The organism is Spiroplasma endosymbiont of Tiphia femorata (genome assembly GCF_964020225.1).
Classification (GTDB): Bacteria; Bacillota_I; Bacilli_A; order Mycoplasmatales; family VBWQ01; genus Spiroplasma_E.
Genome location: NZ_OZ026544.1, coordinates 586,142 through 600,109, shown reverse-complemented (window position 1 = coordinate 600,109; position 13,968 = coordinate 586,142). Strand labels below are relative to the sequence as shown.

The 13,968-nt window shown below is 22.0% G+C and carries 26 protein-coding genes; all 26 read right to left on the bottom strand.

The window, feature by feature from the left end; all coding sequences use genetic code 4:
- Nucleotides 1–294: a hypothetical protein gene (locus tag AACK83_RS03705; RefSeq protein WP_338959462.1), complete on the bottom strand. Its 294-nt coding sequence runs from the start codon at nucleotides 292–294 to the stop codon at nucleotides 1–3.
- The gene (locus AACK83_RS03700; protein WP_338959460.1) at nucleotides 284–721 is read right to left on the bottom strand and encodes a hypothetical protein; all 438 of its coding nucleotides are present in this window, start codon (nucleotides 719–721) and stop codon (nucleotides 284–286) included. Before AACK83_RS03700 ends, AACK83_RS03705 begins: the two co-directional genes overlap by 11 nt.
- Before the next feature lie 2 nt (nucleotides 722–723).
- Nucleotides 724–1,026 (bottom strand): hypothetical protein, encoded by a 303-nt coding sequence (locus tag AACK83_RS03695; protein WP_338959458.1) that lies wholly within the window; start codon nucleotides 1,024–1,026, stop codon nucleotides 724–726.
- 134 nt (nucleotides 1,027–1,160) lie between these two features.
- Nucleotides 1,161–1,679, bottom strand: a complete 519-nt coding sequence (locus tag AACK83_RS03690; RefSeq protein ID WP_338959457.1) for a hypothetical protein — start codon at nucleotides 1,677–1,679, stop codon at nucleotides 1,161–1,163.
- A 770-nt stretch (nucleotides 1,680–2,449) separates the two neighbouring features.
- The gene (locus AACK83_RS03685; RefSeq protein WP_338959456.1) at nucleotides 2,450–2,785 is read right to left on the bottom strand and encodes a hypothetical protein; all 336 of its coding nucleotides are present in this window, start codon (nucleotides 2,783–2,785) and stop codon (nucleotides 2,450–2,452) included.
- A gap of 17 nt (nucleotides 2,786–2,802) precedes the next feature.
- Entirely contained in the window at nucleotides 2,803–2,925 is a 123-nt protein-coding gene (locus tag AACK83_RS03680) for a hypothetical protein (protein WP_255495924.1), read from the bottom strand.
- A gap of 4 nt (nucleotides 2,926–2,929) precedes the next feature.
- The gene (locus AACK83_RS03675) at nucleotides 2,930–4,081 is read right to left on the bottom strand and encodes a hypothetical protein (RefSeq protein ID WP_338959454.1); all 1,152 of its coding nucleotides are present in this window, start codon (nucleotides 4,079–4,081) and stop codon (nucleotides 2,930–2,932) included.
- A 41-nt stretch (nucleotides 4,082–4,122) separates the two neighbouring features.
- Nucleotides 4,123–5,658, bottom strand: a complete 1,536-nt coding sequence (locus tag AACK83_RS03670; RefSeq protein WP_338959453.1) for a hypothetical protein — start codon at nucleotides 5,656–5,658, stop codon at nucleotides 4,123–4,125.
- 3 nt (nucleotides 5,659–5,661) lie between these two features.
- Complete coding sequence (locus AACK83_RS03665; RefSeq protein ID WP_338959451.1) at nucleotides 5,662–6,630, bottom strand: hypothetical protein; 969 nt, start codon at nucleotides 6,628–6,630, stop codon at nucleotides 5,662–5,664.
- A gap of 15 nt (nucleotides 6,631–6,645) precedes the next feature.
- Nucleotides 6,646–7,380 carry a hypothetical protein gene (locus AACK83_RS03660; protein WP_338959449.1) on the bottom strand — a complete coding sequence of 245 codons (735 nt, stop codon included), beginning with the start codon at nucleotides 7,378–7,380 and terminating at the stop codon, nucleotides 6,646–6,648.
- 15 nt (nucleotides 7,381–7,395) lie between these two features.
- Nucleotides 7,396–8,580, bottom strand: coding sequence for a hypothetical protein (locus AACK83_RS03655; protein ID WP_338959448.1), 1,185 nt, complete (start codon nucleotides 8,578–8,580; stop codon nucleotides 7,396–7,398).
- A gap of 18 nt (nucleotides 8,581–8,598) precedes the next feature.
- The gene (locus AACK83_RS03650; RefSeq protein ID WP_338959447.1) at nucleotides 8,599–8,976 is read right to left on the bottom strand and encodes a hypothetical protein; all 378 of its coding nucleotides are present in this window, start codon (nucleotides 8,974–8,976) and stop codon (nucleotides 8,599–8,601) included.
- A 16-nt stretch (nucleotides 8,977–8,992) separates the two neighbouring features.
- A complete protein-coding gene (locus tag AACK83_RS03645) occupies nucleotides 8,993–9,181 on the bottom strand; it encodes a hypothetical protein (RefSeq protein WP_338959445.1) in 189 nt (62 codons plus the stop codon).
- Nucleotides 9,182–9,221: 40 nt separating this feature from the next.
- Complete coding sequence (locus tag AACK83_RS03640) at nucleotides 9,222–9,380, bottom strand: hypothetical protein (RefSeq protein WP_338959443.1); 159 nt, start codon at nucleotides 9,378–9,380, stop codon at nucleotides 9,222–9,224.
- Nucleotides 9,381–9,395: 15 nt separating this feature from the next.
- Nucleotides 9,396–10,223, bottom strand: coding sequence for a hypothetical protein (locus tag AACK83_RS03635; RefSeq protein ID WP_338959441.1), 828 nt, complete (start codon nucleotides 10,221–10,223; stop codon nucleotides 9,396–9,398).
- 3 nt (nucleotides 10,224–10,226) lie between these two features.
- Entirely contained in the window at nucleotides 10,227–10,472 is a 246-nt protein-coding gene (locus tag AACK83_RS03630) for a hypothetical protein (RefSeq protein ID WP_338959439.1), read from the bottom strand.
- Complete coding sequence (locus AACK83_RS03625; RefSeq protein WP_338959437.1) at nucleotides 10,472–10,609, bottom strand: hypothetical protein; 138 nt, start codon at nucleotides 10,607–10,609, stop codon at nucleotides 10,472–10,474. Before AACK83_RS03625 ends, AACK83_RS03630 begins: the two co-directional genes overlap by 1 nt.
- Entirely contained in the window at nucleotides 10,602–10,805 is a 204-nt protein-coding gene (locus tag AACK83_RS03620; RefSeq protein ID WP_338959436.1) for a hypothetical protein, read from the bottom strand. The genes AACK83_RS03625 and AACK83_RS03620 overlap by 8 nt, the downstream gene beginning before the upstream one ends.
- Entirely contained in the window at nucleotides 10,805–10,966 is a 162-nt protein-coding gene (locus tag AACK83_RS03615; protein ID WP_338959435.1) for a hypothetical protein, read from the bottom strand. The genes AACK83_RS03620 and AACK83_RS03615 overlap by 1 nt, the downstream gene beginning before the upstream one ends.
- A gap of 3 nt (nucleotides 10,967–10,969) precedes the next feature.
- Complete coding sequence (locus AACK83_RS03610) at nucleotides 10,970–11,263, bottom strand: hypothetical protein (RefSeq protein WP_338959434.1); 294 nt, start codon at nucleotides 11,261–11,263, stop codon at nucleotides 10,970–10,972.
- On the bottom strand, nucleotides 11,253–11,690 hold the full coding sequence (locus AACK83_RS03605) for a hypothetical protein (protein ID WP_338959433.1): 438 nt from the start codon (nucleotides 11,688–11,690) through the stop codon (nucleotides 11,253–11,255). Before AACK83_RS03605 ends, AACK83_RS03610 begins: the two co-directional genes overlap by 11 nt.
- An 8-nt stretch (nucleotides 11,691–11,698) precedes the next feature.
- Nucleotides 11,699–11,902 (bottom strand): hypothetical protein, encoded by a 204-nt coding sequence (locus tag AACK83_RS03600; protein WP_338959431.1) that lies wholly within the window; start codon nucleotides 11,900–11,902, stop codon nucleotides 11,699–11,701.
- On the bottom strand, nucleotides 11,895–12,065 hold the full coding sequence (locus AACK83_RS03595) for a hypothetical protein (protein ID WP_338959429.1): 171 nt from the start codon (nucleotides 12,063–12,065) through the stop codon (nucleotides 11,895–11,897). The genes AACK83_RS03600 and AACK83_RS03595 overlap by 8 nt, the downstream gene beginning before the upstream one ends.
- A gap of 1 nt (nucleotide 12,066) precedes the next feature.
- Complete coding sequence (locus tag AACK83_RS03590) at nucleotides 12,067–12,261, bottom strand: hypothetical protein (RefSeq protein ID WP_338959427.1); 195 nt, start codon at nucleotides 12,259–12,261, stop codon at nucleotides 12,067–12,069.
- Between the two features lie 24 nt (nucleotides 12,262–12,285).
- Nucleotides 12,286–12,417 carry a hypothetical protein gene (locus tag AACK83_RS03585; RefSeq protein WP_338959425.1) on the bottom strand — a complete coding sequence of 44 codons (132 nt, stop codon included), beginning with the start codon at nucleotides 12,415–12,417 and terminating at the stop codon, nucleotides 12,286–12,288.
- A 559-nt stretch (nucleotides 12,418–12,976) separates the two neighbouring features.
- Complete coding sequence (locus AACK83_RS03580) at nucleotides 12,977–13,729, bottom strand: TIR domain-containing protein (RefSeq protein ID WP_338959423.1); 753 nt, start codon at nucleotides 13,727–13,729, stop codon at nucleotides 12,977–12,979.
- Between the last annotated feature and the right edge of the window lie 239 nt (nucleotides 13,730–13,968).

The window sequence follows — 13,968 nt, the reverse complement described above, 5'->3', positions numbered from 1 at the left end:
TTACTCTTTTCATTTTTTAAATCATTTAACATTAATTGAACAAAATGCACGATTTTTAGGAATATTTAAAGTATTAAAAATTTGACCAGTTACTATAATTTCATCATTTTTGTTTAATAAAATACAGCGTCTATAAAATTTTGGGTTGTTAAAAATTAAAGTAACATAGTTTAAACCATTTCACTGACCTCGAACACTATAATATAATTCCTTATTACCTTTTTCGTAATATTTTGCTTCAATAGTGTTGCTCAGTTTTACTGTTAATTTGACATAATTGACTTTATCTTTCATTTTTATAATTCCTTAAATAGTATTGAATATGCTTATATGCATCTTGTTCATGTTTTGTTAATTTTATATTTCCTTTATAATTTGTTATTTTATTTTTATTTTTTGGGTGGTTTTCTAGATAATCTCAGTTAAAAACATCTTGTACTAATACCATTAAAGTACCAATAATTTTAGGAGTTGCTAATGGATTAGTTAATAATTGTTTTGAACTTAAAAAGAAATTTTCTACAATAACTAATATTTTTTTATCAATAAATTTTTCTTTAATTAATTGAAATTTTTTTTTATACATATTTTTAGTTCATAAAACAGTTAATGTATTGAATGTTTCATTATAAACAATATTATTAGTTTCATTTGAATATATAACAATTCCATTATTACCAATACCAGCAGGGTCAATCCCAATAATTAAGTCATATTGCATTATTAATCAAATATTCCTTGTTCAATTTTAATTATTATATTTTTTGAACATATTTTTTCTCATATATAAAATTCTATTTGTTTAAAATGTTTAACATTAGATATTTCATTTGTAAGTCACGTTATTCGTTCATCTAAATCTTCTCTTAATTTTTCTTTATATTCATTAATAACTTCTTTTTTAAAATCTTCTCTTAATTTTTCTATATTATTTAAATGTTCTTCTGTTATTTCTTGATTACGTTTTTTATTATATTTATTAATAATTTCTTGGTCTTTATAAGACAATGGTTTTTGCTTATTCATATTTATATCTCCTACTTAACCTAACATTTAAAATACAGTCATAACAAATTGCTTTACTATTGTTATCTCTTAAAAAATATTTTCTTGTTTTTATATCATTAGTATTAAAGAATAAATAATCTAATTTATTTTGTTTACATGTTCAACAAAAATACTTTTTCATTATGAGTTGAAATTTCCTTATAAGAAGTAACTATATAATTAATTGGTAAATCATCATGTTTATATGGATTATTTATTTTAAAACCTTTTCTGTTTTCTTCTCACGTAATGTTATATTTAAAACAAGGATTAGTAATTTTAGTTTTGTTATCTGTTATTTCACCGATAAATCAACTATTATGCTGTTCATAAAATTTTAATGGTTCAAGTTTTATATCATTAAGATAATATTCTTTTGGAGCAGTTGGTTTATTAACAGTTATTTTTTGGTCTTTAATATATGGTTCTAATAATTTTATTAATTCATTACCACTTAATTCTTTTTTAATATTTTCTAAATTAAAAACTCAATATGTATATTTATCATCAGCAATAAAACTATTATTTTTAACCATTCATTTTGGACATTGTAATTTATATTCACCATAATCAATAAGAATAGATTGTGGTCTATCTTTAACAATTTGTTCTTTTTTAAATTCTATTTGCATAATAATCCTTTCCTAATATGTTCTGTTGCTTCTAGCATAAAGAACATATATTTTGATTTTTAGATTATTAATAATACTACTATTCGTTTTATTCATTCCAGCAATTCTGGGCTCAAAAATAAATTATGAAATTTTAAAAAACATTGAGGCATTCGATTCAATATTTATTTAATTTGTGTTAAACAAATTAATATTTTAATTGAACCGGCACCGCTCAATTTTTTTTACAAGTTTGAAATTTATTTTCTCGCCCAAAAAAATTTTCAAAAAAAATAAAAAATAAAATCAACACTTGCTCACTGGGGAGTGGCAAGGTTGGTTAAATAAAGAATAGAATTAATACAATAGGTCCCTACAACAGGTCTATATATACTAGTTTCCAATTCGCTCCCACCCCAAGAATTACCATTAAATGGTTAGTATATTTTATTAGGTATCACTCCACTTTTTATTTATCCATGCAAGTCCACATGTTCTAGCTACTATTTTTAACAACTGTGTTGTAGTTCACTTTTTTAGTTCCCTAACACGTGTTGATAATAGTGCTAAAGATTGTTATTAAAAATTTTAAAATTTTACAATTACAAAAAAAGACAAGATTATTTCTTGTCTTTTTCCTTGTTGATAATTTTAATTTAACTTACAAAATGTATATTTTATTTTTTTTAAATACGTCGAATATAAAATATAAATTTAATGTTTTAAGAAAAGAGAGTAATTTTGTCTAATTTTCATTATTTTTCAAATAATTCATTTTTGGAAATAAGTTACTAATATGATAATAAATTATTTCGTAACATTAAATAACCACTAATTCCTAATTTGCTTAATTTAAAAATAGAATTTCAATTTTTTCTATAAAATTCTTGTTGAATTAAGTATTTTTTAATAGTTTCATTATTAATATCTAATGGAGCATTATATAAATTAGCATTATTTTCTGCTACAAAATCAGTGAAATAAGTTTCATGATTAAAATCATTAAAACCAAAATAATTTAAAATTGAAGCATGAGTACTTTTATTTTTATTATTTAAAAATTTTACTTTTTCATTTTGATTATCACTAATATTACTTTTATCTTTTCTAAAAAATTTACCTAACATAATATTCACCACCTTTCTTAAAATATTTGATTAATTTTTAATATGATTTTTACAATGATAAATATAATTAAACCTGCTGTTGCTGATGATAAAATTACTCCTATTAAACCTAAAATAATTTTTATAATTTTAAAAAACATAATATTATTCCTGTAATTCTTCTAATTTTCATACATTACCTTTTAAATTACCTTTTCCAGTATAAATAGTAATCCATTTTGCATGTTGAACTGATAAAATTACTATATTAGCACTATCATTAAAGGTTTGTATTTGTACACCAGCAATTTTTTTATCAGTTATAATAAATTCTTGAATAGTATAAACTGGATTATATATACTTCAAGAATAATAAACTCTATAATGTTTATTCTCTTGAAAATCATAAGTAATTTGTCAATTATCTCATTTATTTTTTTCTCTTGTTCCTACTTTTTTTCATTTTGGAACATTTGGTGTTGGATTATTTTTTAATTCAATATCTCATTCATTTTCTCTAATTTCATTAGTTTCTAAACTATATGAATTAATTTTAATAGGTTTTTCTTTATCAATTTTTTCAGGTGCAATAATATTTAATGTTTTACTATTAATTTGATAAACATTATCATCTGCTTGTTCTAATACTTCAAAACTAATAATTGCTCCACCATTACCACCATTTAAAGTTAAAGTTCAATTTGTATTATCAAAATTAATATTTAATGTAGCATCACTATTACCAATTTTTCCCGAAACAATTCTTCAATTTCCAGTACCCGTTACTCTTGGTGATTTAAAAAATATAACTTGTTGATAACCTTGGTCTAATGGTTTTTCATTTGCAACTTCTCATGTTACAAATACTCGATAAATATATTGATACAATGGCGCATATGTAATTTTTCATGTTTTATCATCAATTCTATTACCTATTACTTTTCATTTAATAATTTTAAAATCTGCTAATTTTTTATCTATCTCAGTTTTATTATAATAATCAGATAAATTAGGTATTTTATCATCTATATATTTTTTATTTGGAATATCATTATCATCAGTAATATTAGGATTATCTCTATAAATTAAAGTTTTACCGCTAGTATTAGTTTTAATAACTTCATTAACTAATCTTGTAGTACTATCTTTATCATCTTTATTATTAAAAATCTTATCTTGTAAATTTTCTATTTTATCTTGTTTTTTATTTACATTTTCACTAATTCATTCTTTAATAACTTTATTAGGTGGTATTCCTAAATCATCACCAAATTTTCCCTCTGGTAATTTATTATATTTTAATTCTCCATATGTCATATTTTCATTTATCAATAATAATTTATTTTGTTTTTTATCAATTAATTCATCAACATATTTTTTGTAGTCGCATCTTTTTCTTGTTCTGGTTCGCCAATATAAATAATTCTTTTATTATTAGCAGTAATTAATCTTTTTTCTTTAGGTTGAATAATATTAGGCGAATTAATGTCTACTTCTCATAATGATTCACCACTACCACCAGTAGCACTAATTTTATTATTTTCATCAATTTTAATATTTTCACCAGCAATTAACTTATCTTGTTTTTTATCTAATAAATTATTAGTTTCTATTTTTGTATAATAATCACGTTCAGTATTTTTCTCTGCTATAAATTCAGTTGGTGTATCTATTCCTTGATATTGATATATTTCTTCTATATCACCAATTAAATTAATTTTTCCACGTTCAGGATAAGAATTACCGCCACCACTAAATTCTTTCTTTTTATTGTTATAGTAAATCGTTCCGGTATTTAAAATTCTTTTATTTTGGATTTGTTCATTATACGTCATGGAATCAACATTTAGCAATTCAAATTCATTAAAAACATTATTTAAATAAATTTTAATTACTTTATAAAATTTCATAAAGTTATTTTCTGTTGAATATTGATAACTGATTTTAATAAAATATCATTTAAATATTTCTATATTATTATTTTCAACTTTTTTTCATAAAGGACTAGTTTCAATATTAAATCAATTATTTTTAACATCATTAATATTTTCATTTGCTTTAATTAATTCAGTATTTAATTTGGTAATTTCATTTTCATTAGTAGTAATTCGTTTTTGTTGTTTAGCAGAAAAATCACAAGTTGGTGCATGCGTATAATCACCAATTTGTGGATTATTTTGTAATGCTTCGGGGGGTAATGTACCAATTTCATCAGGTCAATCTAAAATCATTGTTTCAGTTTCTTTATCATAATCAGTTGCAACATAACCTTTATTAATAAATTTACTAACAGGACCTCTATATATTTCATTTTCATTATCATCAACTAAATCATCATATAATTTAATTTGTTTTAATAATGTAAATTCTTTTTGTTCTTTTATTAATTCATCAACTTGATTTCTAGTATAAAATGCTTTTAAGTCAATTTTTTCAACATCTATTTCATCATCATTATAACTTGAAAATATTTGTTTTAATTCTGTTAATCTTGCTCATATTTTCATTCTACTAGGTGCTAAATCTCAAACATTAATTGTAGGAGTACTATTTGCACTAAATTGAGTACCATTATTAAATTGAATAGTAGCATCAACATTAAATTCAATTGGTGTACGATTAAATACTCAATGTTCAACCATAACATAAACCATATCTCTTAATGTTTCTTTAATTAATTCATCTTTAAAACTATCAAAAGGAAATTTAGATAAAATAAAATCAAGATAAGCATTAATATCATTTTGCGCGCGAATAGCAAAAGTTTTAAATCAATCATTAACATTAGGTCATGTTTGTATATACTGCTGTGGTGTTTCTGTAATTTTTCCAGTTAATGGATATCAGTTATTATAATTTTCAAGACTGACATCAGTTCAAAGTTTATTAATCATAATTTATCATTCCTTAAAAAATGCTTGTTTATAATGATGAGTATGTTTTTTTGTTTTTTTATGTGTTATATGCTCAATTTCTTTTTGTATTTTATTTTTACCTTTTTTTAATTTTTTCTTACTTTTTGCTATAACTTGACTATATGCAAATTTTTCTAAATGATGTAATAATCCTGTACCAAATAAAGTATTAACTGAAAATTTTAAACCAACATTTTTAAATGATTTGTTAATATTTTCAATAGGATTATTAATAACATTTACTACTTTATGATAAGTTCTAATAGTTCTAAATATTTCTCTATATACTTTAAAACTATCTCTAATTACTTGTTGCACCACTGGTGGAGCAAATGCTATTGCTTTTAATCATTTATTACGATTAATACCATAACCAATGTATCAACCACTATATCAACGATATCAATGAAATGGATGTATTTGAGTAACAAAAGTTTTTGCTTTAAGAATACTATCAACAACTGTAATTGGTTTATATTTAGGATTGCGATGATAAATAGTAATTGCACATTTATCTAATGACAAAGGTTGAATTTTACAACCCATAAATACTGGTGAATTTAATGGAATTAATTGTGCATGTTTAATTGCTCTTTTTTCTGCACTAGTAAATAAATCAGTTGCTTTTTCTTTTAATTTATTAATTTTTTCAAATGCTTGTTTTTCTAACTTTTCAAATTTTTCTTGTAATTTATATATACTTTCTCTTATTTTTTCAAAATATGGTGTATCTTTTCAAAATTTATTTAAACCTTTTTTTAAATAAAATCTAATATCAAAATATTTAAAACTTTGATTTGCTTTTAAAACAAGTTGATGAATAACATTATTTTTAAAATTAAATTTAATAGAATTAGCACGAATTTTTTGTAAATCTAAAATTAAAGTTTTTCCATATCTATTTTCTGAATGTATTGTATGAACTAAATTTAATCAATCATGTTGGTTCATAGATAGTACTTTTTTTTAAATCAGTATTAAATTTTTAAAAAAGTTATTTGCTTTTTCAATATCTTTAATTTTAAATTTAGGAGTTAATTGTGGACTTAATTTTATTAATGTATTTTGTAATAATAAATAATCTTTTAATTCTTGTGCTTCTAATTTTTGAAAATTATTTTTATATTGTCTTTCAGCAACATAACCTAAATCTCGTAATACTGTTTCACGATTAGGAGTAAAACTATAATTCATTAAATAACGTTTATTACCAATAATTTTATCTGTTAAAATTTCTTTTCCACTTACTTGACTAATAACTTCTTGTAAATTTTTGGCTTCTTTAATACCAACTTGTTTTAATGTTTTAGTTTCTTGTGCTAGTTTAATAAATTTAGTAGTACGATAACCACGACTAATTTTATTAAGTCCAGCAAATGCAGGTAATAAATTTAAGAAAGTATTTAATTTTGTTACATTTCCTTTTAAATAATCATAAACTTGATTAATAGTAAAATCAGTTGTAGCATAAATACCAAAATTAATAGTACTTGCAATAAAATCACTTGCACCTAATCCAAGGGCTACACTTTCACTTAATCCACCAGTAAAAGGAGCAAGTGCTACTGCAATTACTTGTACACCAATCATTTCTAAAATTTCTCATCAAAAACTTTTATTTTCTTGTTGGTTACTTGTTCTAGTATGTTTTGGTTTATTTATGTTTAAAAGTATTGCTGTACTAGTTGTACCAATTGGCATGGCATTTAATTTCCTTTATTTAAGAGTTATTTTAATTGGATTTGTTGTTCCTTTATAATTTAAATCATTAACATTTGCAGTAATAGTTATATATAAGTCACCTGCTTTTTGTTTTTGATTACTTACATTAGTTTTTCCTTGTGCATCACTAAAATATTTAATATTTGGATTTGTTAAATTTGGATTTAATGATTTAAGTTCATTAGTACTTTTTATTTCTGTATTTAATTCATTGTTATTGTTATTAACATTTGCAGTAATATTTGTTGTTAAAACTGTAATTTTAGTTTTTAAATCAGTTTTTTCTGTTTTAATAACTCCACATAACATTCAACGTGATGTTGTTTCATTATTAGAAATATATGGTATTGCTTCTCCAACAACTTCACCAGCAACTTTATATGCTCTTCCTGCTTTATCATCTTTAATAAAATCTACATAAATAACTGTATTTTCTATCATATATCTTTTCATCGCTCTTGGTGTTGCTAAAATAAAGGTCATTAATTGTTGTTCATTTTTATCATTAGTAAACATCATATAGTCATCAAGAACGATTTCACATAATACGCCTTTTACATATAAATTATTTCCATTTAAACGTAATTGTTGTGCCAACTGATTATCGGTAATTAAACCTTTATTATCTGCTAAATAAACTAAACTATCATAAAGACCATTAGTAATAAAAAATTTACTATTTGCAATGTTTCTAAATTGAAACAAAGTATTTCAAGCAGATAACATTGATTTTAAATAGCCTACTGGTGTTGTATCTTCAATATCGATTTTAGTAGCAAATTTTGCAATTGCTTGTGTATCATCAATTGCCAATTTGTCTGCTAAATCATTTGCAACTTCATATTGCATACTATCTAATAAATTTTGTGCATTATTTGCTTTTAAATCTACATCTGCAATAATTTCTCCTGCAAGATATTTTTTAGTTATTTTTTTACTAATTTTATCTGTATCAACATATGGTAATTCATATCTTTTACTTTTATCATCTCAAGCAATAATTTTTACTTCTGGTTTTTTTGGTTTTTTAACAATAAACTCAATATTTACTGAGTCAACAATTTCAGTAGGGAAAAAGTTTGCCCATGGACTATTTGAAATTTTAAAAAATTCTATAAATTCTGGTGCTTCTACTAATCTCTCTGTATTGTCTAAATTTTGATTAAATGGTACTGACATTTTATTTCTTCCTTTCGTTTATAAATAATTTTTCTTTTTATAATTAATTAAAAAATTTTCTTTATCATTTGTTTTATTATTAATAATTATTTGTTTATTGCCACCTGTATTAATTGTTTCTTTAAATACTGGTTGTTCTTTAATCATTTTTTTAATAGTTTCTTCAATTTTTGAATTTTCTATATTACTTGTTTTAAATTTTAAAAAATCATAAAATTCAGTTTTAACTTGATATTTTTTAAATATATTAATTATTTCTTTTTCTTTAATTTCTTGATTAAGTTTATTTAACTTATTTTCTGCTTCATTAACTTTATTTTCTATTTCTTGTGAAGAAGCATTATTTTCATTTAAAGGTTCAGTTGTTTGTTGAACATTATTTTCATTTTCTAACATTTACATCACCACTTTTTTATTTATTTTCTTTATTAATCTTTTCATTTAATTTTACTAATTTTTTTTGATGTTTGATAATTTTGTTATTTGCTCTAACATGTTTTGGAGTTGTGATAAATCTTTTTACTAAAACAATAATTTCTCTGCAAATTAATGTTCCAACACTTGTTCCAATAATTATTAATTCATGTAAAAATTCTTTCATTTCAATATTTTCCTTTCAACTATTTATTTTTAATTTTTAATTATTCATCAAATTGACCACCATTAATTCTTTCAATCATTGACTGTGAATTACTTATAATTTTTACTAATACAGATATTTCTTTATTTAATTGTTCCAATCTTTCTTTATATGTCTGAATTTCATTATTATAATATTCAATAATTTTTTCTTTATTCATTGCTTTTCACCTCCCTTATAAACTCATGTGATTGTAATCTCAATTTAATGAAGCATTATCATTATTTAATGGTACTTCGCTCATATTATCACTACCATAATATTGACTTGCAGTTTCACTATTAATAGTAAATCTATTGTCATTAATTAATCTTGCAGTTTCATCATTAAATGATGTTTCTTGCATTTCTTCATTATGATTTGTAGTTTCCATAGGTATTAAATTATGGATAATTTCACTTGCACCAGCAATTATGGTAGGTACTGCATAAGCATTATTAAAATCATTATTAATACCCATAGCAACACCACTTGATATTAAACATCCACCAGTAGCCATATTACAAATCTTTCTTATTGTTTCAAATTTATTAGGTACTAACTCCGTTAATCCATTAATAAGATTTGATATACCATAAGCATTTAATGAAATATAAGTATCTCAATCCATTAATGACTGATTTTCTTGCTTATTTAATAATAATCATGGAGGACCCTCAGTTGTAGTTGTAGTAGTTATTGGAGTTGGTGTTGTTGGAATAATAGGATTAATATTATTTTCAGTTCATTTACTATAATTTGCTAAACCAATTATTCCTAAACCTAATAGTATTTTTTTACTACTATTAATTAATTTAGTTTTTGTATTTGGTCTTTGATTTAAATTTCAAATATCTAAACCTAATTTTTTACCAAATAATAAACTATTAATTGAACCTAATAATGGATTATCTATTACTTGACCATAATAAGCACTTGTACCAATCATTGCACAAATTGGACTTATTCCAGTTCTAATTAATTTAGTTAAAGTATAATTTGATTGATTTTCTATACTTGGCATTTTCTATTCTCCTTTAATTTCTAATTTTTTAACTGTTACTTTAATTCAACCTTGATAAACATCATTATCACCAACTATTAATGCAACATTACTTTCTGGGTCAGAAACAATTATGTGTTTTGATTTAACATTTGGGTATTGTCTTAAAATAATTGCTCTAATATCATTACTTGTATGAATTTCTTTTGGAAATGGTGATAATATTTCAATTTCATCTTTATTTTCAAACAAAGTAGGTAAGATAATCATTAGTCAAATTCACCTTTTTCTATTTTTTCAATTAATAAATTTAAAATATTTTTGTCAAAATGAGAGTTTGTATAATTAATTTTTTTAGTTCATTTAATTATATCTTTCATATATTTAAGTAATTTTTCTTTATTCATTATCAAATTCACCAATTTCAATATTTTTGTTTTTTATTTTAATTAAAAAATCTTTTAAACATATTTCTTCTCATATATAAAATTCTATTTGTTTAAAAGATTTAACATTAGTTATTTCATTTTTAAGTCATATTATACGGTCTTCAATAATCTTAATTATTTTTTCTTTATTAATACAATTTTCATGATTATTCATTATTTATTATCCTTATTTTCAATTTGATTAGAAATTTCACTTAATATTTTCAATACTTTATATTCATTTTTTAATTCTTTAATAATAAATATTAAAAATATTATTAATGTTATAATTGTTATTAATATTGGTACTATTAATAAAATTTTTCATAATATCATTTTTTACTCTTTTCATTTTTTAAATCATTTAACATTGATTGAACAAAATGCACGATTTTTAGGAATGTTTAAAGTGTTAAAGATTTGACCAGTTACAATAATTTCATCATTTTTGTTTAATAAAATACAGCGTCTATAAAGTTTTGGGTTATTAAAAATTAAAGTAACATAGTTTAATCCATTTCATTGACCTCGAACACTATAATATAATTGTTTATTACCTTTTTCATGATATTTTGCTTCAATAGTGTTACTCAGTTTTACTGTTAATTTAATGTAATTTTCTTTATTTTTCATTTTTATAATTCCTTAAATAATATTGAATATGTTTATATGCATCTTGTTCATGTTTTGTTAATTTTATATTTCCTTTATAATTTTCTATTTTATTTTTGTTTTTTGGTTCATTTTCATGATAATCTCAGTTCATAATATCTTCTACTAATACCATTAAAGCACCAATAACTTTTGGTGTTGCTAATGGATTAGTTAATAATTGTTTTGAACTTAAAAAGAAATTTTCTACAATAACTAATATTTTTTTATCAATAAATTTTTCTTTAATTAATTGCAATTTTTCTTTATACATATTTTTAGTTCATAAAACAGTTAATGTATTAAATGTTTCATTAAAAACAATATTATTAGTTTCATGTGAATATATAACAATTCCATTATTACCAATTCCAGCAGGGTCAATTCCAATAATTAAGTCATATTGCATTAATTAAGTTAACCTCTAATAACTGTTTTAATAATTTCTAAATCACAATTACATCAACAATATTTACATTCTTCAATAAATTCTTTATGACCACAAACTAAATTATCTTTTTTTAAATCATCAATCAGTTTAATTAGTCCTATTTTAAATTCAATATCATCACTGTCCGGTATGTAAATCGTTCCTCTTTTAGTTAAATATTCTTTATCCATATTTATATCTCCTACTTAACCTAATATTTAAAATACAGTCATAACAAATTGCTTTACTATTTTTATCTCTTAAAAAATATTTTCTTGTTTTTATATCATCAGTATTAAAGAATAAATAATCTAATTTATTTTGTTTACATGTTCAACAAAAATACTTTTTCATTTTATTTACCTACATTTTCTTGTTTTTTATCAATAATATAATCATTGATTATATTTCTATAATTATTAAAATGAGTTTTACATAATCCTAATTTTGTATCTTTTTTAATTGAACAAACATATATTTCTTGCTTACTGTTGTTATTTTTACAACCATAAATATCACAATATCATATTCATTCATAATCATTATTCATTATTAAATTACCTTACTTACTTTCCTAATATGTTCTGTTGCTTCTAGCATAAAGAACATATATTTTGATTTTTAGATTATTAATAATACTACTATTCGTTTTATTCATTCCATGAAAACTGGGCTCAAAAATAAATTGTGAAATTTTAAAAAACAATAAAAAATAAAACCAACACTTGCTCACTGGGGAGTGGCAAGGTTGGTTAAATAAAGAATAGAATTAATACAATAGGTCCCTACAACAAGTCTATATATACTAGTTTCCAATTCGCTCCCACCCCAAGAATTACCATTTAATGGTTAGTATAATTTATTAGGTATCACTCCACTTTTTATTTATCCATGCAAGTCCACATGTTCTAGCTACTATTTTTAACAACTGTGTTGTAGTTCACTTTTTTAGTTCCCTAACACGTGTTGATAATAGTGTTAAAGAAGATTATTAATTATTAACTTTCTCCTACTTGGTCACTGCGTGTAGTAGATATTTAAAGGGTGCTAATAATAAAAAATTTTAAAATTTTACAATTACAAAAAAAGACAAGATTATTTCTTGTCTTTTTCCTTGTTGATAATTTTAATTTAACTTATAAAATGTATATTTTATTTTTTTTAAATACGTCGAATATAAAATATAAATTTAATGTTTTAAGAAAAGAGAGTAATTTTGTCTAATTTTAATGATTTTTAAAATAATTCATCTGGAAATAAGTTAATTATCTAGTAATTCATCTTCCTACTTTTTTGGGAACCTCCCCAAAGTTTTCATTATTATTATTAACTTCAGTTTTAACTTTTTCAAAAAATAATTTTTTTGATTTATGTTTTTTTGAAAAATAACAATTTAGTTTATTTTTAGATTTTTTTGGACAATCTTCTATATTTTCTTCAAACAAATTTATTTCTTTGAAAAGATCAAAGTTTTTTTTCAATTTTTCAGTTTTAACTTTATCTTGACATTTATCAAGTAATTTTTTAAACTTTAAAGGATTTGAAACTACATTTGAAAAACTTTCAACGATTGCATAGTTATTTATTACATTTTCATAAATTCTTGGAGTAGAATTTTGTTCATTAATTAAAGTTTTGTAATCATTATCATTAAAATCACAATTTTTTTTTGCTTTTTTAATAAAATCATCAGTTAAAAGTATTAATAAACCATTTTTTCCCCTTCGATGAAGACTACCATATATTGATAATGAAGATGCAATTTCTCAATCAATATGTTTTCTACATTTTGTATGTTTTCCTAAAATAACTACAGTAGTATCTGAATCTTTTAAATACTCTTCTCTAATAGTTTTAAATATCTTTTTAGGAGGCAATTGCGGATCAATATCACCTAGTTTTACAGATACGTCTTTCACTTCAAAATATTCTCCATAACATTGCGAAATTAATTCTGATAATTCATCCTTTGCTTTTTGTTCTCTTAAATGATGATATGAAATAAAAATTTTTAACATTATTCATTAACCTCTTTTTTAAAATTTTAAAAATATTTTTTATAAACTTTAATAAGTTTATACTTTATTATAAAATAATACTCACTAAAAGTAATATTTTTAACTTTTAAGTTTTATAAAATCTTATTATTAAAATAAAGTAAATATTATACAAATTTCAAGTAATTACTAGTATAATGATTTAAGAATAAAAAAGAATAATTAGTACAAATAAAACTTGTTATTTTAAAGGAGAATAA